Origin of the sequence: Kineococcus auxinigenes (genome assembly GCF_050871525.1) — a bacterium.
Lineage (GTDB): Bacteria > Actinomycetota > Actinomycetes > Actinomycetales > Kineococcaceae > Kineococcus.
In genome coordinates this window covers 17,530-38,184 of record NZ_JBKBCT010000039.1, presented here as the reverse complement: position 1 = coordinate 38,184, position 20,655 = coordinate 17,530, and the positions used below count along the sequence as shown (strand labels likewise).

Annotated in this window: 17 protein-coding genes; 13 read left to right on the top strand and 4 right to left on the bottom strand. The window is 72.7% G+C overall.

The features are described from left to right. The first annotated feature begins 155 nt into the window (after positions 1–155). Positions 156–2,807, top strand: a complete 2,652-nt coding sequence (gene clpB, locus ACRYR9_RS12030; RefSeq protein WP_432493408.1) for an ATP-dependent chaperone ClpB — start codon at positions 156–158, stop codon at positions 2,805–2,807. A 49-nt stretch (positions 2,808–2,856) separates the two neighbouring features. On the opposite strand, the gene ACRYR9_RS12025 is transcribed toward clpB, so the two are convergent. Continuing rightward, a complete protein-coding gene (locus ACRYR9_RS12025; protein WP_432493406.1) occupies positions 2,857–4,413 on the bottom strand; it encodes an alpha-L-fucosidase in 1,557 nt (518 codons plus the stop codon). Positions 4,414–4,527: 114 nt separating this feature from the next. Next, complete coding sequence (locus ACRYR9_RS12020) at positions 4,528–5,541, bottom strand: LacI family DNA-binding transcriptional regulator (RefSeq protein WP_432493438.1); 1,014 nt, start codon at positions 5,539–5,541, stop codon at positions 4,528–4,530. A 370-nt stretch (positions 5,542–5,911) separates the two neighbouring features. Here ACRYR9_RS12020 and ACRYR9_RS12015 point away from each other — a divergent pair, with 370 nt between their 5' ends. From ACRYR9_RS12015 to ACRYR9_RS11980, 8 genes are all read left to right on the top strand, one after another. Then, on the top strand, positions 5,912–7,444 hold the full coding sequence (locus tag ACRYR9_RS12015; RefSeq protein ID WP_432493436.1) for an alpha-N-arabinofuranosidase: 1,533 nt from the start codon (positions 5,912–5,914) through the stop codon (positions 7,442–7,444). Positions 7,445–7,568: 124 nt separating this feature from the next. After that, positions 7,569–8,882 (top strand): ABC transporter substrate-binding protein, encoded by a 1,314-nt coding sequence (locus tag ACRYR9_RS12010; protein ID WP_432493404.1) that lies wholly within the window; start codon positions 7,569–7,571, stop codon positions 8,880–8,882. Next, positions 8,882–9,832: a carbohydrate ABC transporter permease gene (locus ACRYR9_RS12005; RefSeq protein WP_432493402.1), complete on the top strand. Its 951-nt coding sequence runs from the start codon at positions 8,882–8,884 to the stop codon at positions 9,830–9,832. Before ACRYR9_RS12010 ends, ACRYR9_RS12005 begins: the two co-directional genes overlap by 1 nt. 1 nt (position 9,833) lies before the next feature. Continuing rightward, entirely contained in the window at positions 9,834–10,727 is an 894-nt protein-coding gene (locus ACRYR9_RS12000; protein WP_432493400.1) for a carbohydrate ABC transporter permease, read from the top strand. Between the two features lie 34 nt (positions 10,728–10,761). Continuing rightward, complete coding sequence (locus ACRYR9_RS11995; protein WP_432493398.1) at positions 10,762–11,631, top strand: phytanoyl-CoA dioxygenase family protein; 870 nt, start codon at positions 10,762–10,764, stop codon at positions 11,629–11,631. Between the two features lie 40 nt (positions 11,632–11,671). Further along, complete coding sequence (locus ACRYR9_RS11990; protein ID WP_432493396.1) at positions 11,672–12,490, top strand: alpha/beta hydrolase; 819 nt, start codon at positions 11,672–11,674, stop codon at positions 12,488–12,490. A 134-nt stretch (positions 12,491–12,624) separates the two neighbouring features. Further along, on the top strand, positions 12,625–13,974 hold the full coding sequence (locus ACRYR9_RS11985) for an FUSC family protein (RefSeq protein ID WP_432493394.1): 1,350 nt from the start codon (positions 12,625–12,627) through the stop codon (positions 13,972–13,974). Then, positions 13,971–15,008 carry a mechanosensitive ion channel family protein gene (locus tag ACRYR9_RS11980; RefSeq protein WP_432493392.1) on the top strand — a complete coding sequence of 346 codons (1,038 nt, stop codon included), beginning with the start codon at positions 13,971–13,973 and terminating at the stop codon, positions 15,006–15,008. The genes ACRYR9_RS11985 and ACRYR9_RS11980 overlap by 4 nt, the downstream gene beginning before the upstream one ends. A 12-nt stretch (positions 15,009–15,020) precedes the next feature. Here the strand turns inward: ACRYR9_RS11980 and ACRYR9_RS11975 are convergent, their stop codons facing one another. Then, complete coding sequence (locus ACRYR9_RS11975; protein ID WP_432493390.1) at positions 15,021–15,986, bottom strand: P1 family peptidase; 966 nt, start codon at positions 15,984–15,986, stop codon at positions 15,021–15,023. Between the two features lie 16 nt (positions 15,987–16,002). Beyond that, a complete protein-coding gene (locus ACRYR9_RS11970; RefSeq protein ID WP_432493388.1) occupies positions 16,003–16,806 on the bottom strand; it encodes a helix-turn-helix transcriptional regulator in 804 nt (267 codons plus the stop codon). A gap of 49 nt (positions 16,807–16,855) precedes the next feature. Here ACRYR9_RS11970 and ACRYR9_RS11965 point away from each other — a divergent pair, with 49 nt between their 5' ends. The 4 genes from ACRYR9_RS11965 (at position 16,856) to ACRYR9_RS11950 (ending at position 20,625) form a co-directional block, all read left to right on the top strand. Further along, complete coding sequence (locus ACRYR9_RS11965; RefSeq protein ID WP_432493386.1) at positions 16,856–17,296, top strand: DUF2000 family protein; 441 nt, start codon at positions 16,856–16,858, stop codon at positions 17,294–17,296. A gap of 193 nt (positions 17,297–17,489) precedes the next feature. Next, the gene (locus ACRYR9_RS11960; protein ID WP_432493384.1) at positions 17,490–18,809 is read left to right on the top strand and encodes an ABC transporter substrate-binding protein; all 1,320 of its coding nucleotides are present in this window, start codon (positions 17,490–17,492) and stop codon (positions 18,807–18,809) included. Beyond that, a complete protein-coding gene (locus ACRYR9_RS11955) occupies positions 18,806–19,690 on the top strand; it encodes a carbohydrate ABC transporter permease (RefSeq protein WP_432493382.1) in 885 nt (294 codons plus the stop codon). Before ACRYR9_RS11960 ends, ACRYR9_RS11955 begins: the two co-directional genes overlap by 4 nt. Before the next feature lie 116 nt (positions 19,691–19,806). Then, positions 19,807–20,625: a carbohydrate ABC transporter permease gene (locus tag ACRYR9_RS11950; protein ID WP_432493434.1), complete on the top strand. Its 819-nt coding sequence runs from the start codon at positions 19,807–19,809 to the stop codon at positions 20,623–20,625. The last annotated feature ends 30 nt before the right edge of the window (positions 20,626–20,655 follow it).

Sequence of the window (20,655 nt, the reverse complement as noted above, 5' to 3'; positions counted from 1 at the left end):
GTGATCTTGCACGGGTGAACGCTCAACCGTGCAAGATCACCGCGAGGGTGAGTGGGGGGTGGAGCGACCGCGGGTGGAGTTGAGCGGAACAAGCTCAAGTCTGTCGGCGTTGTGCCTGGCGTAGTCGTTCCGCACCACCCCGCCAGGAGGGACCCGTGGACCTCAAGCTCACCACCCGCGCCCAGGAAGCGCTGGCCGACGCGGTCGGCCGCGCCACCTCCGCCGGGCACGCGCAGGTCGAGCCCCTGCACGTCCTCGCCGCGCTCGTCGCGCAGGACAACGGCGTCGCCGGCGCGCTGCTCGACGCCCTCGGCGCCGACCGCGCCCTGCTCACCCGCCGCGTCGACGGCGCGCTGGCCTCGCTGCCCAGCGCGTCCGGCGCCTCCGTCGCCCAGCCGTCGCTGTCCCGCCCCGCGCTGGCCCTCATGCAGGCCGCCGGGGACGAGGCGCGCGCCCTGGACGACGCCTACGTCTCCACCGAGCACCTGCTCATCGGCGCCTCCACCGGGCAGTCCGCCGCCGGGGAGGCCCTGCGCGCCGTCGGCGCCACCCGCGACGCGCTGCTCGACGCCCTGCCGGGCGTGCGCGGCGGCGCGAAGGTCACCTCGCCCGACCCCGAGGGCACCTACCAGTCCCTCGAGAAGTACGGCGTGGACCTGACCGCCCAGGCCCGCGACGGCAAGCTCGACCCGGTCATCGGCCGCGACGCCGAGATCCGCCGGGTCGTGCAGGTGCTCTCCCGGCGCACCAAGAACAACCCCGTCCTCATCGGCGAGCCCGGCGTCGGCAAGACCGCCGTCGTCGAGGGCCTGGCCCAGCGCATCGTCGCCGGCGACGTGCCGGAGTCGCTGCGCGGCAAGCGCCTGGTCGCCCTCGACCTGTCCGCGATGGTCGCCGGCGCGAAGTACCGCGGAGAGTTCGAGGAACGCCTCAAGGCCGTCCTCGCGGAGATCCAGCGCTCCGAGGGGCAGATCATCACCTTCATCGACGAGCTGCACACCGTCGTCGGTGCCGGCGCCGCCGAGGGCTCCATGGACGCGGGCAACATGCTCAAGCCCATGCTCGCCCGCGGCCAGCTGCGCCTGGTCGGCGCCACCACCCTCGACGAGTACCGCGAGCGCATCGAGAAGGACCCCGCCCTGGAGCGCCGCTTCCAGCAGGTGTTCGTCGGCGAACCCTCGGTGCCCGACACCATCGGCATCCTGCGCGGCCTGCGCGAGCGGTACGAGGCGCACCACAAGGTCGCCATCTCCGACGCCGCCCTCGTGGCCGCCGCCACCCTGTCCGACCGCTACATCTCCGGGCGCCAGCTGCCCGACAAGGCCATCGACCTCGTCGACGAGGCCGCGTCCCGGCTGCGCATGGAGATCGACTCCTCGCCCGTCGAGATCGACGAGCTGCGCCGCGCCGTGGACCGGATGCGCATGGAGGAGCTCGCCCTGTCCAAGGAGGACGACGCCGCCTCCCGCGAGCGGCTGGAGGCGCTGCGCGCGCAGCTGGCCGACAAGCAGGAGCAGCTGACCGCGCTCACCGCCCGGTGGGAGCAGGAGAAGGCCGGCCTGAACCGCGTCGGCGACCTCAAGCACCAGATCGACGAGCTGCGCTCGCAGGCCGAGCGCCTGCAGCGCGAGGGCGACCTGGGCCGGGCCAGCGAGATCCTCTACGGGCGCATCCCCGGTCTGGAGCGCGAGCTGGAGCAGGCGCAGGCCGCCGAGGGGCAGGCCGACGGCGCCGGCCCCAAGCCGATGGTCGCCGACGAGGTGGGTCCCGACGACATCGCCGAGGTCATCGCGGGCTGGACCGGCATCCCCGCCGGCCGGATCCTCGAGGGCGAGACCGAGAAGCTGCTGCGCATGGAGGAGTTCCTCGGCGCCCGGCTCATCGGCCAGTCCAAGGCCGTCGAGGCGGTCTCGGACGCGGTGCGCCGCAGCCGGGCCGGGGTCAACGACCCCGACCGCCCCACGGGTTCCTTCCTGTTCCTCGGGCCGACCGGCGTCGGCAAGACGGAACTGGCCAAGGCGCTCGCGGACTTCCTCTTCGACGACGAGCGGGCCATGGTCCGCATCGACATGAGCGAGTACTCCGAGAAGCACGCGGTGGCCCGCCTCGTCGGTGCGCCCCCCGGGTACGTCGGGTACGAGGAGGGCGGCCAGCTCACCGAGGCCGTGCGGCGGCGCCCGTACTCGGTGGTGCTGCTGGACGAGGTGGAGAAGGCCCACCCGGAGGTGTTCGACATCCTCCTGCAGGTCCTCGACGACGGCCGCCTCACCGACGGCCAGGGGCGCACCGTCGACTTCCGCAACGTCATCCTCGTGCTGACCTCGAACCTCGGTTCGCAGTACCTCGTGGACCCGGAGCTGTCGCAGGCCACCAAGCACGACGCCGTGATGAGCGCGGTGCGGGCGAACTTCAAGCCGGAGTTCCTCAACCGCCTCGACGACGTCGTGGTGTTCGACCCGCTGTCCACGCAGGAGCTGTCCCGGATCGTGGAGCTGCAGGTGCAGCGCCTCGCCGGCCGCCTCGCCGACCGCCGCCTCACCCTCGACGTGAGCGACGCGGCGAAGGACTGGCTGGCGCTGACCGGGTACGACCCGGCCTACGGCGCCCGGCCGCTGCGCCGCCTGGTGCAGCGCGAGATCGGTGACCGCCTCGCCCGCGCGATCCTCTCGGGCGAGGTCCGCGACGGCGACACCGTCGAGGTGGACGTGGAGAACCGCGACTTCACCGTCGACCTCGACTCGCCGGACTCCGCCCGCTCCACCGGGCTCGTCGTCCGGCGCGCGGAGGCCGCCGTCAGCGCCCTGTGACGATGTGGTGCACCGCCAGCCCCGGGACCCCGGGGCTGGCGGTGCCCGGCTACGCGGGCGCCGGTCCGTGCAAGGGGTCCCAGCGCCCGGCCGCCTGCTCGGGCTCGAAGAACAGCTTGAGCACCGGACCGCCCGCACCGGCCGCCGGTGGCGGCAGCCGGACGACGAGCTGATCCGGCTCCCTGGTCCACTCGAGCGGCTCCGCGCGTCCCAGCACCCTGACCTCGCGGATGTCGCGCTCCAGCAGCGGGGAGCCGGAGCCGAACGCCTTGATGCGGGCGGTGCCGTCCTCGGGAACCGCGAGGAGGATGGCGTAGACGTAGGCGCCCACCGTGTCCTCGCGCTGCGTGAAGCGAACGTCGGCGCCGGTGTACCGGGGAGCGCAGCCGTCCACCATGGAACCCGCCACGGTCCGGGTCGGTCCTTCCCCGGGGAGGCGCCACGGTCTGGTGCCGTAGACGGCCTCGCCGTTGCGGCTGAGCCAGTCACCGACCTGTTCCAGGAGCGTCTGCTCCTCGGCGGCGATGGTCCCGTCGGGCTTGGGACCGATGTTCAGCAGCAGGACGCCGTTCTTGGCGACGACGTCGGCGAGCTCCGCGATCAGTTCGCTCGCGCTCTTGTACTCGTGGGAGTCGACCCAGCACCACGAGGTCCTGGACACGGACGTGTCGTTCTGCCAGACCTCGTCACGGGTGGCTCCGAGCGTGCCGCGCTCGACGTCGTAGACCGCGGAGCCGGGGGGAAGAGCGTCCCACTTGTGGTTGATCACCACTCCTCGACCCCACTGAGCCGCCCGGTTGTAGTAGTAGGCGGCGAGCCGGCGCAGGTACGGCTCGAACGCGGGGTGCTCGATCCACCAGTCGAACCAGAGGACCTGCGGGCGGTAGCGGTCGACGACCTCGACGCAGCGCAGCAGCCAGTCCTCGAGGAAGCGCTCGCTGGGCGCGGTCTCGTCCCGCTGCGCCGGGCCGTAGAAGTCCTGCCAGCGCGGATCGCGCACGTCGGAGTCGAACTGCGTGCCGCCGTTCATGAAGAACCAGTGCTCGGCGCGGTGCGTGGAGGCGCCGCGCACCATCCACGCGTCGTCCACCGCGGCCAGCAGGTCACCGAAGACGTCCCGCTCGGGCCCCACCGCGGCGGCGTTCCAACGCGACCGGGCGGTCTCGTACATGGCGAAGCCGTCGTGGTGCTCGGCCACCGGGACGACGAACTGGGCACCTGCGCGCCTGAACAGGCGAGCCCACTCCGTCGGCTCGAAACCGCTCATGGTGAACGACGGGATGAAGTCCTTGTAGCCGAAGTCGGTGTGGGAGCCGTAGGTCCGCCGGTGGTGCTCGAACTCCGGCCTGCCCCGCTGGTACATGTTGCGCGGGTACCACTCGTTGCGGAACGCCGGGACGGAGTACAGGCCCCAGTGGATGAAGATCCCGAACTTGGCGTCCACGTACCACTGCGGGGGCTGGTACCGGCACAGCGACGCCCAGGCGTCGCTGTAGGGACCGGCGTCGACGACGGCGCGGACCTCCGCGAGCGCGGCGCTGTTGTCGGAGACGTCGACGGCCGGCGGCAGCTGCGACGTGTCGAGCCGTGGGAGGGAACGGTTCACGAGGGGTGCGCTCCTGCGGTCGGGGGGTCGCGGCTCCGTGCCTGAGCGTCGTCGAGGACGCCGCCGCAGCGCGATCCTGTCACGGCCCGCCGGTGCGCGTGGTCGATCGGCGCTTCACGCTCCCGGGCGTGCCGTCGATTCGCGCTCGACGACCTCGAAGGAGACGGTCAGGTCCTGCGGCGCGGCCGAGGGGTCCGCGATGCGGCGGCTGAGCAGGCGAACGGCCTGCGCGACCAGCTGCTCGTGGTCGGGAGCGATCGAGGACAGCGAGGGAATGTGGTAACGCGCGTCCTCGACGTCGTCGAACCCGACGACCAGGACGTCGTCGGGCACGCGCACGCCGTGGTCCGCCAGGCCGCGGAGGACCCCGAAGGCCAGCGTGTCGGTGACGCAGAAGATCCCGTCGGGCAGTTCGGGGAGCTGCAGCAGGTCTCGGGCGCACTGCGCGCCGGCGGCCTGGGTGACGCCCGCGTAGGCCGCGGCGGCGCTCAGGCCGTTGTCGTGCACGACCCGGGTGAAGGCCTGCGCGCGCAGCGTGAAGGCCGCCCCCTCCGGCAGCGTCGCGCCCCCCAGCGCGTCCAGGGACGGCGAGCCGACGATCGCCAGGCGCCGGCAGCCGCGCTGCACCAGCAGCCGGGTGGCGGCCTCCGCCCCCGCGACGTTGGGCATGCTGACGTGGTCGACGCTCTGGTGCAGCTCCTGCTCGCCGAGCACCACGACCGGCACCTCGCGCGAGAGGGCGTTGATCTCCCGCTCGCTCAGGCCCAGGGCCGCGATGACCAGGCCGTCGTAGGCGTTCAGGCGGGAGTCGCGGAAGGCGGCCAGTTCGCCCTCGCGGCTGGCGTGGGTCTCCTCCACGACGGTGGCCAGGCCCGCGCGGGAGAAGGCCAGCACGAGGCGGTGGCTCAGCTGGCTGTAGTAGTGGCTGTCCAGCGTGGGCACGGCGATGCCCACCACGCCGGTGCGCCCCTGGCGCAGGCTGCGCGCGGCGACGTTGACCTGGTAACCCAGGCGCTCGACCGTCTCCAGCACCAGCCGCCGCGTCTGCTCGCTGACCGGCCGCTTGCCGGTCAGGGTGTTGGAGACGGTCATGGGCGAGACCCCGGCCTCCGCGGCGACGTCGCGCATCGTGACCACGACCGACCTCCTTCGCGCCAGCGCCCGCCGCACCGGTTCGTGCAGCTGAGCTTGCGACAAAACTACAAGGGCGGAGCCCCGGAAGACCTTGACACGGTGTCGCAGCCTGCCCAATATATCGATATGCGCCAGCGCGGCCGGACCACCGAAGGCGGTGCCCCGGCCCGGTCGGCGCGGTGACTTCGACGACTCCCGCACGGAAGTGCCGCACGCCCGACTCGGGTCGGCGAGCGGGTGCATCGTGCTACCCGACCACTGTGAGGACCGCGTGCTCATCGACGACGAGAGAGCCGGTGCGGCGCTGCGCACCAGCGCGACCACCCCCGGGCCCGCCCCGCGACCTGCGAACGGGTCCGAGCAGGTGCAGCGGGTGCAGGCCGTGCTGGACGTGGACCTGCCCGGCGCGCGCATCAGCCGCCACCTGTACGGGCACTTCGCCGAGCACCTGGGCCGGTGCGTCTACGGCGGGTTCTGGGTGGGCGAGGACTCGCCCGTGCCCAACGAGGGCGGCATCCGCCTGGACGTGGTGGAGGCGCTGCGCGCCCTGGACATCCCCAACCTGCGCTGGCCCGGGGGTTGCTTCGCCGACACCTACCACTGGCGCGACGGGATCGGCCCGCGCGAGCAGCGGCCGCGGATGGTGAACTCCCACTGGGGCGACGTCGTGGAGGACAACTCCTTCGGCACCCACGAGTTCATGGCGCTGTGCGATCTGCTGGGCGCGGCGCCGTACGTCTCGGCGAACGTCGGCAGCGGCACCGTGCGCGAGGCCGCGCAGTGGATCGAGTACCTCACCCGGGCCGACGACTCCCCGATGGCGCGACTGCGCCGGGCCAACGGGCGCGATCAGCCCTGGTCGGTCCCGTTCTGGGGCCTGGGCAACGAGCCGTGGGGCTGCGGCGGGGGGATGGGGGCCGGCGCCTACGCCGAGCTGGCCCGCCAGTTCGGCACCTACAGCCTCGACCACGGCGACAACCGCCTGTACCGCATCGCCGCGGGCGCGGCCGACGCCGACTACCGCTGGACCGAGGTCCTCATGCAGAACCTCGGCCGGTACCTCGGCGACGGGGAGGTCACCGGGCACGGGAAGAACACCTACCAGGCGATCTCCTTCCACCACTACACGATCGTCGGGTCGACGTGGGAGAACAAGGGCTCAGCCACGGACTTCGACATCGACGAGTACTACCGCACGATGCTCAAGGCCCGAGACGTCGAACGGATCATCGCCGGGCACGCCACCGTCATGGACGCCTACGACCCCGGCAAGCGCGTCGGGCTGGTGCTCGACGAGTGGGGCACCTGGTTCGACGTCGAACCGGGCACGAATCCCGGCTTCCTGTTCCAGCAGAACACGATGCGGGACGCCCTCGTGGCCAGCGTCCACTTCGATGCGTTCCACCGCCACGCCGACCGCCTGGTGATGGCCAACATCGCCCAGACCGTCAACGTGCTGCAGGCCATGCTGCTGACCGACGGCGACGCCCTCGTACTGACCCCCAGCTACCACGTCTTCGCCATGAACAAGGGCCACCACGACGCCGCGTCTCTGCCGTTGAACGTACGAGGTGCGGCACCTGCACGGCAGGTCGGCGAGCAGGAGCTGTCGACGTTCTCCGCCTCTGCCAGCACCAAGGACGGGCAGGTCCTGATCTCGCTGACCAACCTCGACGCGCAGCGTTCGACCGAGGTGGAGATCGACGTGCGCGGGGCCGTGGCCGGTGCGCCGGCCGGCAAGCTGCTGACGGCCGAGGAGGTCTGCGCCCACAACACCGCCTCGAGCACCCCGGTGCGCGTGCGCGACCTCGACGCCGTCCACCTGCACGGGTCCACCCTGCGGGTGACGGTGCCGGCTCACAGCTTCGCCACGGTCAGCTTCCCGGCCGTCGGCTGAAGACCCACCGACCGCCCCTCACGACCCCTGCTGCCGCACCGCAGGAGATCCGTCCACCAGCGCGTCAGCGCACCGTCTCCCTGCCGGTGCGTTCCACCACGACTCCCCAAGGGAGGGGACTTCCGTGAAGAACCTGCTTTCGACCCCGCAGTCCGCCACGGCCGCACCGCTGTCCCGCCGCCGGGCCCTGGCGCTGTCCGCCCTCGTCGGCGGGACCGCCCTGGCGACCTCGGCCTGCTCGGGCGGGTCGTCCGGCGCCACCGACCCCAACACCTTCGAGTTCTGGTCCTTCACCGGCATCAACCAGAAGGACTCCGTCGAGGAGTACAAGCAGCTCGCACCCGACGTCACCGTCAAGCTCACCGAGGTCGGCAACGCGCAGGAGACCGCGCAGGGGCTGACCACAGCCCTGGCCGGCGGCAAGGTGCCCGACCTGGTGCTCATCCAGGCCGGTGACCTTCCGAAGTTCATGAAGAACCCCGGCAACTTCGTCGACCTCACCACGCTGGGCGCCGACGACGTCCAGGACGACTACGTGGAGTGGGTGATGGCGCAGGCCACTGCTCAGTCCGGGGAGATCATCGGCATCCCCACCGACGTCGGCGGCATGGGCGTCGCCTACCGCACCGACCTCATGGCCGCCGCCGGGCTGCCGACGAACCGCGACGAGGTCAGCGCGCTGTGGCCGACGTGGGAGGACTTCATCGCCACCGGCCGGCGCTACACCGAGGCGACCGGCAACGCGTTCATCGACAACGCCGCCACGACCGTCTTCCTGCAGGCCGTCTCCCAGGGTGAGGAGCAGTACTACTCCGCCGACGGTGACGTGGTGTACGACACCAACCCCATCGTCCGCGAGTCCTTCGACCTCGGGCTGCGGGCCATCGCCGCCGGCATCACCGCGAAGCTGGAGAGCTTCACCGACGGCTGGAACGCCGGCATGGCCAAGGGGGCGTTCGCCGCCGTGGCCGCACCCTCGTGGATGCTCGGCTCGATCCGGTCCGCGGCACCCGACACCGAGGGCGAGTGGGACATCGCCGTCATCCCCGGCGGTCGAGGCAACTGGGGCGGCAGCTACCTGGCCATCCCCGCGCGCGCGGCCAACCCGCAGGCCGCGTGGGACTACATCACGACGATGCAGTCCCCCGAGCAGCAGCTGCAGCACTTCCTCGACTCCGGGTCGCTGCCCACCACCCCGGTCAACTACGACAAGCCGGAGCTGGTGAACCACACCGACCCCTTCTTCGGCGACGCTCCCACGGGCAAGATCTTCACCCAGGCGGTCCTGGGTCTGGAGCCCTTCGTCAACGGTGAGTACAACACCGAGATCAGCACCGAACTGCTCAACGCGCTCAACGGCGTCGAGGGTGACGGTGCTCCCGCCGACGCCGCGTGGGACACCGCCGTGAGGAACATCAAGTCCGCGATCGGTTCCTGATGAGTGCCACCCTGACCCCCGGAACGCTGCGGCCGGTCAAACCGGCCACCGCGACCCGGCCGGTGGAGAAGCGCTGGGAGCGGCTGGCGCCGTACGGGTACGTGGCCCCCTTCTACGTGCTCTTCCTCGTCTTCGGCCTCTTCCCGCTGCTGTTCACCTTCTACGTGGCGCTGTTCGACTGGAACCCGATCGGTGACAAGACGTTCGTCGGTCTGGAGAACTTCCGCCTGCTCGGCGAGGACCCGCGGTTCTGGAACGCGCTGCGCAACACCTTCAGCATCTGGATCATCTCGACGGTCCCGCAGCTGATCATCGCGCTCATCCTGGCGCAGGTGCTCAACAGCGCTTACCTCCGCATGGCCAACTTCTTCCGCATGGCGATGCTGCTGCCGTACATCACCTCGGTCGCGGCGACGGCGATCGTCTTCGCCCAGATCTTCAACCGCGACTACGGTCTGCTCAACTGGTTCCTGGAGCTGCTGGGCTTCGAGCACATCGACTTCATGTCCAGCGCGGTCGGCAGCCACGTGCTCATCTCGGTCATGGTCATCTGGCGCTGGTTCGGCTACAACACGCTGCTCTACCTGGCCTCGCTGCAGGCCGTCCCGCGCGACCTGTACGAGGCGGCCGCCGTGGACGGGGCCGGCCCCGTCAAGCAGTTCTTCCACATCACCCTGCCGTCGCTGCGCCCGGTGATCGTCTTCACCGTCATCATGTCCACCATCGGTGGCCTGCAGATCTTCACCGAGCCCCTGCTGCTGTCCAACGGGACGCTCACCTGCGGCACGGCGCGCCAGTGCCAGACCCTCTCGCTGTTCCTCTTCGAGCAGGGTTTCGGGTCGTTCAAGTTCGGCTACGGCTCGGCCGTCGGCGTCGCGCTGTTCGCCATCATCGTCGTCGTGGCGTTCATCAACTTCCTGCTCTCGAGCCGTCTGGGGAAGAAGGGCTGACATGGCCACCACCACCGACCCCCGGCAGCAGGCGGACCTGCGGCCGCGCACCACGAGGACCCCCCGCCGGCGGGGTATCGTCCGGGTGCGCTGGTACACCTACGCGGTCCTCGCACTGGCGGCGGCGGCGTGCATCTTCCCGGTCTACTGGATGTTCGTCGTCTCCTCCGTCGGCTCCGAAGCCGCCACCCAGTTGCCGCCGCGCGTGGTCCCCGGGGGAAACTTCCCCGAGCTGCTGAGACTCGTCTTCGAGACCGTGCCGTTCGTGCGGTCACTGATCAACAGCTTCATCGTCGCAGCCCTCATCGCCGTGGGGCAGGCGTTCCTGTGCTCGCTGGCGGGCTTCGCCTTCGCGAAGATGACGTTCCGCGGCCGCGACGTGCTCTTCCTCATCCTCGTGCTGACCATGACGGTCCCGGCCCAGCTGGCCGTCATCCCGCAGTACATGGTCATCTCCACCCTGGGGTGGGTGGACACCCTCCAGGCGCTCGTCGTCCCCGGCCTGGTCAGCGCGTTCGGCATCTTCTGGATGCGCCAGCACATCAGCGCCACCATCAGCGACGAGCTGCTGCAGGCGGCGCGCATGGACGGGGCGAACTCCTGGCAGATCTTCGCCCGCATCGCCTTCCCCGTCGTCCGCCCGGCGGCCGCCGTCCTCGGCCTGCTCGGCTTCGTCAACGCCTGGAACGACTTCCTCTGGCCGTTCATCGTCCTGAAGTCCCCCGACATGTACACCGCGCAGATCGCCATCAAGGCCCTGCAGTCCAACATCTCCGTCGACCTCGGCCTGGCCATGGCCGGCTCCTTCCTGGTCACCGTCCCGCTGCTGGTGCTGTTCGCCTTCTTCGGCAAGCAGATGGTGTCCGGGATCATGGACGGCGCCTTCAAGGGCTGAGAGCCACCCCCTTCTCGTGATCGTGAGGAATCCCGTGGACACCAGCACCACCGCCCCGCTCAGCGACGCGCAGGTCGAGCACTTCCTCGAGAAGGGCTACGTCGTCCTGGAGCGCTGCTTCGACGCCGAGCAGGCCGCACCGATCGTCGACGAGGCCTGGCAGCGCCTGGGCGTCGACCGCGACGACCCCACCACGTGGGACCGCCCCCGGGTCCACCTGTCCTCCCGGGCGCACGTCGACGCCGAGCGCTTCGCACCCACCGCCTTCCACGCCGCCTGCCAGCTGCTGGGCGGGCGGGAGCGCGTCCAGACCCCTTGGGAGTGGGGCGACGGCATCATCGCCAACCTCGGCGTCGGCGCCGACCGCCCGTTCGAGCCGCCGTCGGCTCGCGTCGGCGGCTGGCACAAGGACGGCGACTTCTTCCGGCACTTCCTGGACTCCCCCGAGCAGGGGCTGCTGACCATCGTGCTGTGGACCGACGTGCTCTCCCGGGGCGGGGGCACCTTCGTGGCCACCGACTCCGTCGGCGTCGTCGCCCGGTTCCTGGCCGAGCGCCCCGAGGGCGTCCTGCCCGACGCGCTGCAGCAGACCCGCCTCGTCGAGCACTGCCGGCGGTTCGAGGAGCTGACCGGTGAGCAGGGCGACGTCGTGCTCATGCACCCGTTCATGCTGCACGCCACGTCCCAGAACGTGCTGCGCGCCCAGCGGTTGATCACCAACCCCCCGCTCAGCCTGCGCGAGCCCATGGACTTCGACCGCCCCGACGCCGGCGACTTCTCCCCCGTGGAGCGGGCGGTGCTGAACGGCCTCGGCGTGGACCGGTTGGACTTCCGTCCCACCGCCCCGCGCGAGACCGTGGTCCCCGAGCGCCTGCGCGCCTCCGCCGGGGCCACGACCCGGTGAGGCGGCGGGGCGCGCGCCCGCACCGGCGGGAGGCGGGGACGTGCGGCGCCTGAGCCCCGTCCCGCTCGGCCCGCACGGTGCGGAGGACACCTCGATCCTCTTCGAGGACCCCGACCACCCCGGCGAGCGGTTGCTGCGCAACGTCACCCTCGCCACGCTGACGCCGTACCTGCCCGACCCTGCGACGAGCACCGGCACCGGGGTGGTCGTCGCCCCCGGCGGTGCCCTGCACCTGCTGGCGGTCGACAACGAGGGCGCCCACGTGGCCCAGCGGCTCGCCGAGCACGGCATCGCCGCCTTCGTGCTGCACTACCGCCTCGTCCCGACCCCGGTCGAGCACGAGCGGTTCACCGCCTTCGCCCACAGCCGCCTGGGCGACCGGGACCACCTCGCCGAGGTCTCGCGGGCCCGGCGGGCGGCCGCGTCGGCCGACGGCGGTGCAGCGCTGCGCGCCGTGCGCGAGCGCGCCGAGGAGTGGGGCGTGGACCCCGACCGCACCGGTGTGCTCGGGTTCTCCGCCGGTGCGTACGTCGCGCTGGCGACCAGCTTCGACGTGCCCGCGGCGGAACGGCCCTCGTTCGTGGCGCCGATCTACCCGGCCTGGTGGGGTGAGGTGCCGCTGCCGCTGCCGCGGCCCGCGCCGCCGATGTTCCTGGCGTGGGCCGACGACGACGAGCTCGGTGACGTCATCGTCGGCTCGTGCCTGCGCCTGCACGACGCCTGGCGCCGGGCCGGGGTCCCGGCCCGGGTGCACGCCTACGCCGCCGGGGGGCACGGCTTCGGAGCCCGCCGGCGAGGCACCCCCTCGGACGACTGGTTCGACTCCTTCCTGGAGTGGGTGGCGGCGCCGGGGCGCTGACCGCGCCCACCGCGCCACGGGTCGCTCAGCGAGGTGCTCGGGTCCTCGGTGGAGCCGGCTCGCAACCGCGGCGCCGAGGAGGCACCGTGGAGCGCCCACGAGGCGTCGGTGCACGCGGTGGGTCGGGAGGCGGCATGACGGCGGCCGGGTGGGGCCGGGCGGCCCTGCGGGGAACGCTGCGGGCGTGGCGCGCGCGGCGCCCGCGCGCCCGGCTGTGGCCGGTGCTGGCCCCCGCGGCCCGGCTGACGGCCGCCGCGGTCGTCTCCTACCTGCTCACCCTCGTCGCGACGCGGGGCCCCGTCGACCTCACCGGTTCCCTCACCTCGCTGCTGGTCCTGCAGGCGTCGGCGACCTCCAGCCTCAAGATGGCCGTCGTGCGGGTCGGCGCCGTCCTCACCGGCGTCCTCGTCGCCGTCGCCCTGTCCACCGTCGTCGGGCTCAGCTGGTGGAGCCTGGCGGTGGCGGTCGGCTCCTCCCTGCTGCTGGCCGCCGTGCTGCGGCTGGGCGCCCAGGCGCTGGAGACGCCCATCAGCGCCATGCTCGTCCTGGCCGTGGGCGGGCAGGGGATCGCCGCGGAGACCCGCCTGGTCACCACGTTCATCGGCGCCGGGGTCGGCATCGCGTTCAGCGTGCTGGTACCGCCGCCGGTGCCCACCCGCGACGCGGTCGGCGAGGTCCGCGCGGTCGCCCAGGAGCAGGCCGAGTGCCTCATCGTCGCCGGCACCGCGATGGCCAACCGACCCGTCACCGAGGCCGAGGTCACCGACTGGCTGGAGCGGGCCCGGGCCGTCGCGGACGTCGCCGGACGGGCCTCCGCCGCCCTCGGCGACGTCCGCGACCTGCGCCGCTTCAACCCCCGCGCCCTGGCCACCGCCGACGTGGAACCGGTGCTGCGCACCGGGCTGGAGGCCCTGGACAGCTCGCTGCTGGCGCTGCGGGCCCTGTTCGTCGCCATGCGCCGGGAGGCGCCGGCGCACGCGAGCGCCGACGACGGGTACGGCTCGGAGGTGCGGGCCGCGTTCGCGGTCGTGCTCACCGAGGTCGCCGCCTGCCTGGACGAGTTCGGGGCGCTGCTGGAGGCCGAGGCGTCCGGTGCCGAGGAGGAGGTGGAGCAGCGCCTCGCGCAGAGCCTGCAGCGGGCCGGGGAGGCGCGCGCCACCCTCACCGAGCTGCTGCTGGTGGACGCCCGCGAGCAGACCTCCCTGTGGCTGCTGCGCGGCACGGTCCTGCTGGCCGTCGAGCAGGTGCTGCTCCCGCTGGACCTGGAGACCCGCGCCCGGGTGCGCGCCGAGCGTCCCCGGCGCCGGCCCTTGCTGGCCGCGACCGCCCCGGTGGCGCGACGGGTCCTGCCGGACCCCGTCGTGCGCCGGTTGCGCCGAGCTGCGCGGGCCCGCGCGGCTGGGTACGTTCGGCCGACCGCGAGGGCTGCCCGCTCAGAGCCGGGAGCCCCCGAGCCGCCGACCCCGGGAGGCCGTGCCCCGTGACCCTGCTCCTCGACGGCGGAGTGCTCGAGACCCCCGTGCTGGACGAGGCGTCCTCCGAGGCCGTGGAGATCCTCGGGGTGACCCTGGTCGGCGTCAGCGCCACCACCGGGGTGAAGCTGCTGTTCACCGCCGTCCTCGTGCTCGCCGTGCTGGCGCTGCGGGCCGTGGCGCGCGCCGCGGTGCGCCGGGTGCTGGGCGGGCGCGTCGCCGACCCGCGCCGGTTCTGGGCCCGGCAGGGCCTGCAGGTCATCAGCGCCGTCGTGCTGGTCCTGGGCGTCTTCTCGATCTGGGTGACCCCCGAGACGGACGTGTCCACCGGGGTCGGGCTGCTCAGCGCCGGCCTCGCGTTCGCCCTGCAGCAGGTCCTGCTGTCGCTGGCCGCCTACTTCGTCATCCTGCGCGGGGACACCTTCGGCGTCGGTGACCGGGTCAGCCTCGGCGGGGTGCGCGGCGACGTCGTGCGGTTGGGGTTCCTCAAGACCACCATTATGGAGATGGGGCAGCCGCCCTCCGCCGGACCCGGGCCCAGCGGCGCCGACCCCGCCGGGTGGGTGCACTCGCGCCAGTACACCGGCCGGCTGGTCACCGTCACCAACGGCGTCGTCTTCGACGAACCCGTCTACAACTACACGCGCGACTTCCCCTACCTGTGGGAGGAGATCGCGCTGCCCGTGCCCTACACCGCCGACCGCTCCCGCGCCGAGGCCCTCCTGCTCGCCGCGGCCCGGGACCACGCCGTCGTCGACGACCCGGCCGCCGAGGCCGCCCTGGCCAGGATGCGCACCCGCTACGCGATGGCCGACGCCTCGCTGGAACCGGCGGTGTACTGGCGCATCACCGACAACTGGCTGGAGATGTCCCTGCGCTTCCTCGTGCCGCACCGCGGGGTGCGCGCCGTCAAGGACGCCGTGACCCGGCAGGTCCTCGCCGGCCTGGACGAGGCCGGCATCGGCATCGCCTCCGCCACGTTCGACGTCGTCGGGCTGCCGCCCCTGCGCATCGAGGAACCGCCCACCGGCCGGCGGGAGCGCTGACCCGCCGCTGCCTCACCCCGGCCAGCGGGGCAGCAGCTGCCCACCGATCTCCACCGGTTCCGCCGACGCCACCGCGTCCAGCACCGCCAGGCGCACCGCCTCCGCCGCCGCGGCCTGCACCCGCACCAGTTCCGCCACCCGTTCCGGGCGCGTCACCGGCAGCGGCACCGCCCCGGTGGCGAGCGCGAAGACGGTGTCGCCGTCGGAGAGGGTGTGCACCGGGTCCAGCGCCCGGGCCAGCCCGTCGTGCGCGGTGGTCGCCGTGCGCGAGACCTCCGCCGGCTCCAGCGCGGCGTCCGTGGCCACGCACACCAGCGTCGTGTTCAGCGCGGGCCCCGAGCCCAGCGGTTCCCCGGGTACCGCCCCGCCGCGCGCTGCGCCCGGCGCCACCGGCAGCCCGAACGCGTTCACCACGGCGATCGCCCCGACCACCGCACCGCCCACCCGCACCGAGGCCGTTCCCACCCCGCCCTTGAAGCGGCGCCCCACCACCGCCCCCGTGCCCGCGCCGACGCTGCCGCGGGCCACCACCGTCCCGGCGGGGGAGTGCGCCGCGGCCGCCGCCTCGTACCCCCACTCCTGCGCCGGGTGGTTGCCGAACACCCCGCCGCGACCCAGGTCGAACACCGCCGCCGCCGGCACGATCGGCACCACCTCGCCCTCGCCCGGCCCCACGCGGAAACCCCGGCCGTGCTCGGCGCACCAGCGCTGCACGCCGTGCGCGGTGACCAGGCCGTACGCGCTGCCGCCGGTGAGCACCACCGCGTCCGCCGTCGGCACCAGGGTCCGCGGGTCCAGCGCGTCCGTCTCGTGGGTGCCCGGGCCCCCGCCGCGCACGTCCACGCCCGCCACCGTCCCCGGCGGCGGCAGCACCACGGTGACGCCGGTGAGCCAGCCGCCGCCGCGGCGCGTCACCTGCCCCACCCGCACCCCCGGCACGTCGGTGATCGACCCGGGACCGCTGCGCTCGCCGCTCACACCCCCATCGTGGCCCTCAGCCCGCGAAGCGCCCCGGGGGAACCCCCAGCAGGCGGCGGAAGTGCCGCGTCAGGTGCGACTGGTCGTGGAAACCCGCCAGCACGGCCGCGGTCGCCGGGCGGTGACCGGCCAGCAGCAGCCGCCGCGCCAGGTCCACCCGCCGGGCCGTCAGGTAGGCGTGCGGCGGCATCCCCACCTCGCGGCGGAACGTGCGCACCAGGTGCTCCGGGCTCGCCCCCAGCTCCTGCCCGGCCCGCTGCAGCGCGACCCCCTCCACCACGTGCGCGTCCAGCAGGTCCCGCAGCCGCGCCGCCAGGGGCGCGTCCCGCCGCGGCGGGAGCGGCTCGCGGCCCTCCAGGCGCCGGCGCAGCCAGGCCACCAGCAGCGCCGTCCGGGCCTCCGCCTCGAACTCCTCCCCGGGCAGCACCAGCACCGCGTGCAGCGCCGCCACCGCACCGTGCAGGGCCGCACCGGCCAGGGCGGGCTCGTCGACGGCCGCGCCCACCAGGTGCTCCGGCAGCACCTGCGGCTCCAGGTACAGCACCCGCTTGCGGAACCCCGCACCGGTCGCGGCCCGGCCGTCGTGCGGGACGTGCGGCGGCAGCACCGTGACCGCCGAGCCCAGCGCACCCCGGTGCCGGCGGTCCAGGTCGTAGCTGACCGCGCCCTCGTCGACGAGCAGCACCGTCCAGGTGCCGTGGACGTGCAGCGGGTAGGCGTGGCGGGTGAAGCGGGCGTGCAGCACCTCCGCGACGCCGGGCACCGCCGGCCGCCAGCTGCGCACCACCTCGGCCGCGGGCCCGGCCGTCCCCTCGGGCACGTCAGGAACGTACAAGACCGCGCCCTGCGCACCGCGCCACGCTGCCGTCGTGAACGACACCACCCCCGACGAGACGCCCGTCCGCTTCGAGACGAAGATCGCCGTCCTGCTGCGCGACGACCTGGCCGCGTGGCAGCGCCTGAACGTGACCGCGTTCCTGGCCGGCGGCGTGACCGCCGCCCACCCCGAGCTCGTGGGGCAGCCCTACGCCGACGCCGACGGCACCGGATACCTGGCCCTGCTGGGGCAGCCGGTGCTCGTCCTGGAGGGCACCGCGGACCTGCTGCGCACCGCGCACCGCAGGGCGCTCGAGCGCGACCTGCCGCTGGCGGTGTTCACCGCCGGCATGTTCGCCACCGGCCACGACGCGGCGAACCGGGCCGTGGTCGCCGCCGTGCCCGGCGCGCAGCTCGACCTCGTCGGGCTCGCCCTGCACGGCCCGCGCAGCCGCGTCGACAAGGTCGTCAAGGGAGCCCGCATGCACCCGTGACGCGGTGGACCGCCCGCCCCGCGCCGCCGCGCTCGCACGGTCCTGGCTCTCGGCAGGAACCTCACCTACGGTGTCGGTCAGGGCTCGCACCGACGCGGGCCGGGAGGAGCGCACCGTGCCCACGACAGGACCACCGAGCCCGCTCCGGGCCGCACCGGGGCGATCCCCCGGCAGCGGACCACGACGCCGCTCCGTGCTGGGCGCGGCGGGCGCCCTCGGGGCCGCCGGGACGATGAGCGCCTGCGGAGCCGGCGCGGCCGCGACGTCCGTGAACAACCAGGCGCCGATCCCGCGGGCCGACGGCCCCGTGCGGCTCACGTACTGGGCGTGGCTGAAGGACCTGCAGGTGGTCTGCGACGCCTGGAACGCCAAGAACCCCGACGTGCAGGTCGAAGCGGTGTGGATCGGCTCCGGCAACAGCGGCGGCTACGCCAAGATGTTCGCCGCGCTCGCCGCCGGCGGTGGCGGGGACATCGCCCAGGTGGAGTTCCAGCTGCTGCCCAGCTTCCTGCTGCAGAACGGCCTGGTCGACCTCAGCCGCTACGGCTTCGCCGAGCACGCCTCGCAGTACCGCGAGGCCGACCTGTCGCGGGTCTCCGTCGGCGACAGCGTGTACGGCGTGCCGCAGGACACCGGACCGATGGGTTTCTTCTACCGGCGCGACGTGTTCGAGCAGCTCGGGTTCACCCCGCCCGCGACGTGGCAGGAGTGGCTCGACCTGGCCCGGGCCGTGAAGGACGCACCGCCCGTGGGGCGCCTGGAAGGCTTCAACATCAACGACCCCGGCAACTTCACGTCGTACTGCATGCAGGCCGGCGCGGAGTGGTTCACCCCGGACGGCGACGAGTGGATCGTGGACCTGACCGGTGAGCCGACCCGGATGGTCGCCGAGCTGCTGGACACCGCGTTCTCCGAGGACCTGTTCAACCTGTCCCTCGCACCGCTGTCCTCCGGCTGGTACGCCGCGGCCGCCACCGGCCAGATCCCCGCCATCATCACCGGCTCCTGGGGCGACGCCCTCGTGCAGAGCGTCGGCGGCACCGAAGGGCTGTGGGCGGTGGCGCCCATGCCCCGCTGGCCCGACACCGGGTACGCCTCCGCCACCCTCGGCGGCTCCACCGCGGCCGTGCTCGCCAACTCCCAGCACCCCGCCGAGGCGCTGGACTTCATGGTGTGGATGACCACCGACCCCGAGGCCATCGACCTGCTCATCGAGAACTCCGGCATCGGCTGGTCGCCGTCCCCCGACTACGTGGGCGCCTCGCGCCAGCAGCCGTCGGAGTTCTTCAGCGGCCAGAACTACAACCAGGAGGTCTTCGCCCCGGCCGCCGACCAGCAGAACCCCGACTGGACGTGGTCGCCGATCTACCTCGAGCTCAACGACGCGCTGTCCGCGGCGATCCGGGAGCGCACCGCGGGAGGGACCATGCTCGTCGACGCCATGGACGGGGTCCAGGCCACGGTGATGGACATCATGAGGCACAAGGGCCTCGAGGTCAGGAGCGCGTCGTGAGGAGCGCACAGCGCCGGGCGCCGTGGGTGCTGCTGGCCCCGTTCCTGCTGCTGTTCGTGCTCACCTTCCTGCTCCCGGTGCTCTACGCGATCGGGCAGAGCTTCACCGGCGTGGACCGGCAGGGCCTGTTCGGCGAGGACGGCATCAGCTCCGGCTTCGCAGGCTTCGAGAACTACGCGCGCGCCCTGGGCGACGAGGCGTTCGTGGACTCGATCTGGCGGGTGCTGCTGTTCGGCGTCGTCCAGGTCCCCGTGATGATCGTCGCGGTGACGATCCTGGCCCTGCTGCTGGAGTCGGCGTCCGCGAAGTGGCCCTCGTTCTTCCGGGCGGCCTACTTCCTGCCGTACGGCATCCCCGGCGTGATCGCCAGCATCCTGTGGTCGTTCCTGTACCTGCCGGGGTTCTCCCCGATCGTGGCGGCCCTCGGGACGCTGGGCGTCCCCGTCGACTTCCTGGGCCCGCAGACGGTCCTGTGGTCGATCGCGAACATCGTCACGTGGTCCTACGCCGGTTACAACATGCTCATCGTCATCGCGCAGCTCAAGGCGATCCCCGGTGAGGTGTACGAGGCGGCCAGGGTGGACGGGGCCGGGCCGCTGCGGCTCGCCTGGTCGGTGCAGCTGCCGCTGATCCGGCCCGCGCTCGTGCTCACCACGGTGTTCTCCATCATCGGCACCCTGCAGCTGTTCGCCGAGCCGCAGGTGCTGAGGGGGGTGTCGCCGGCCATCGACGCCAGCTACACGCCGAACTTCGCCGCCTACACGAGCGCGTTCACCTACAACGACCTCGGTGTCGCCGCCGCGCAGGCGGTCATCATCGCCGTCGCGGCGTTCGTGCTGTCCTTCGTGTTCCTGCGTGTCGTGTCGAGGAGCGAGTCGTGAGCACCGTCCGTCCCGAGGAGGATCGCCTCGCCACCACCGCAGCCGTCGACCAGGCAGCCCGCCGACCCGCCGGCCACGGCCGGCGCGGTGCCACCGGGCCACCGGCGGCCAGCCGCATCATCGTCACCGCGGTGCTCGTGCTGGTGGCCGCGTACTTCCTGGTCCCCGTCTACTGGGTGGTCGTCGCGGCCACCAAGTCCACCGAGGACCTGTTCACCACCAACGGCTTCTGGTTCGGCGACCTGCAGCTGTGGGAGAACGTCCGTTCCGTCTTCAGCTACGACGGCGGCATCTTCGTGCGGTGGTTCGCCAACAGCATGCTGTACGCGGGCGGCGGTGCGCTCGTCGCCACCTACATCGCCGCCGCCGGTGGGTACGCGCTGGCCGTGTACGACTTCAAGGGCCGCAACACCGTGTTCGGCCTCGTCCTCGGCGGGGTGCTCGTGCCCGGCACCGCCACCGCCCTGCCGCTGTTCCTCATGTTCAGCGAGATCGGCCTGACCGACACGTACCTCAGCGTGCTGCTGCCGTCGTTCGTGTCACCGTTCGGCTTCTTCCTGTGCCGCATCTACGCGGGCGCGGTCGTGCCACCGTCCCTGGTGGAGTCGGCGCGCCTGGACGGTGCGGGGGAGCTGCGCATCTTCCACACCTTCGGGCTGCGCATGATGGTCCCGGCGCTGGTGACGGTGTTCCTCTTCCAGTTCGTCGGCATCTGGAACAACTACTTCCTGCCGCTCATCATGCTCGCCGACCAGGAGCTGTACCCCATCACCCTGGGGCTGGTGAACTGGCGCGGGCAGGTCGACCGGCTGCCGGAGTTCTACGAGCTGACCACCGGTGGCGTGCTCGTCTCCATCGTCCCGCTCATCGTCCTCATGGTCGTCCTGCAGCGCTTCTGGCGCGGCGGGCTCACCGAGGGCTCCGTCAAGGGCTGAGCGCAGTGCGCGGCGGCCGGCCCGGCAGGG

What these genes read in the sequence shown, in the direction of transcription:
- ACRYR9_RS12020 (WP_432493438.1), bottom strand. Translation starts at nt 5,541, where the DNA reads ATGCGCGACGTCGCCGCGGAGGCCGGGGTCTCGCCCATGACCGTCTCC.
- ACRYR9_RS12005 (WP_432493402.1), top strand. Translation starts at nt 8,882, where the DNA reads ATGAGTGCCACCCTGACCCCCGGAACGCTGCGGCCGGTCAAACCGGCC.
- ACRYR9_RS12000 (WP_432493400.1), top strand. Translation starts at nt 9,834, where the DNA reads ATGGCCACCACCACCGACCCCCGGCAGCAGGCGGACCTGCGGCCGCGC.
- ACRYR9_RS11985 (WP_432493394.1), top strand. Translation starts at nt 12,625, where the DNA reads ATGACGGCGGCCGGGTGGGGCCGGGCGGCCCTGCGGGGAACGCTGCGG.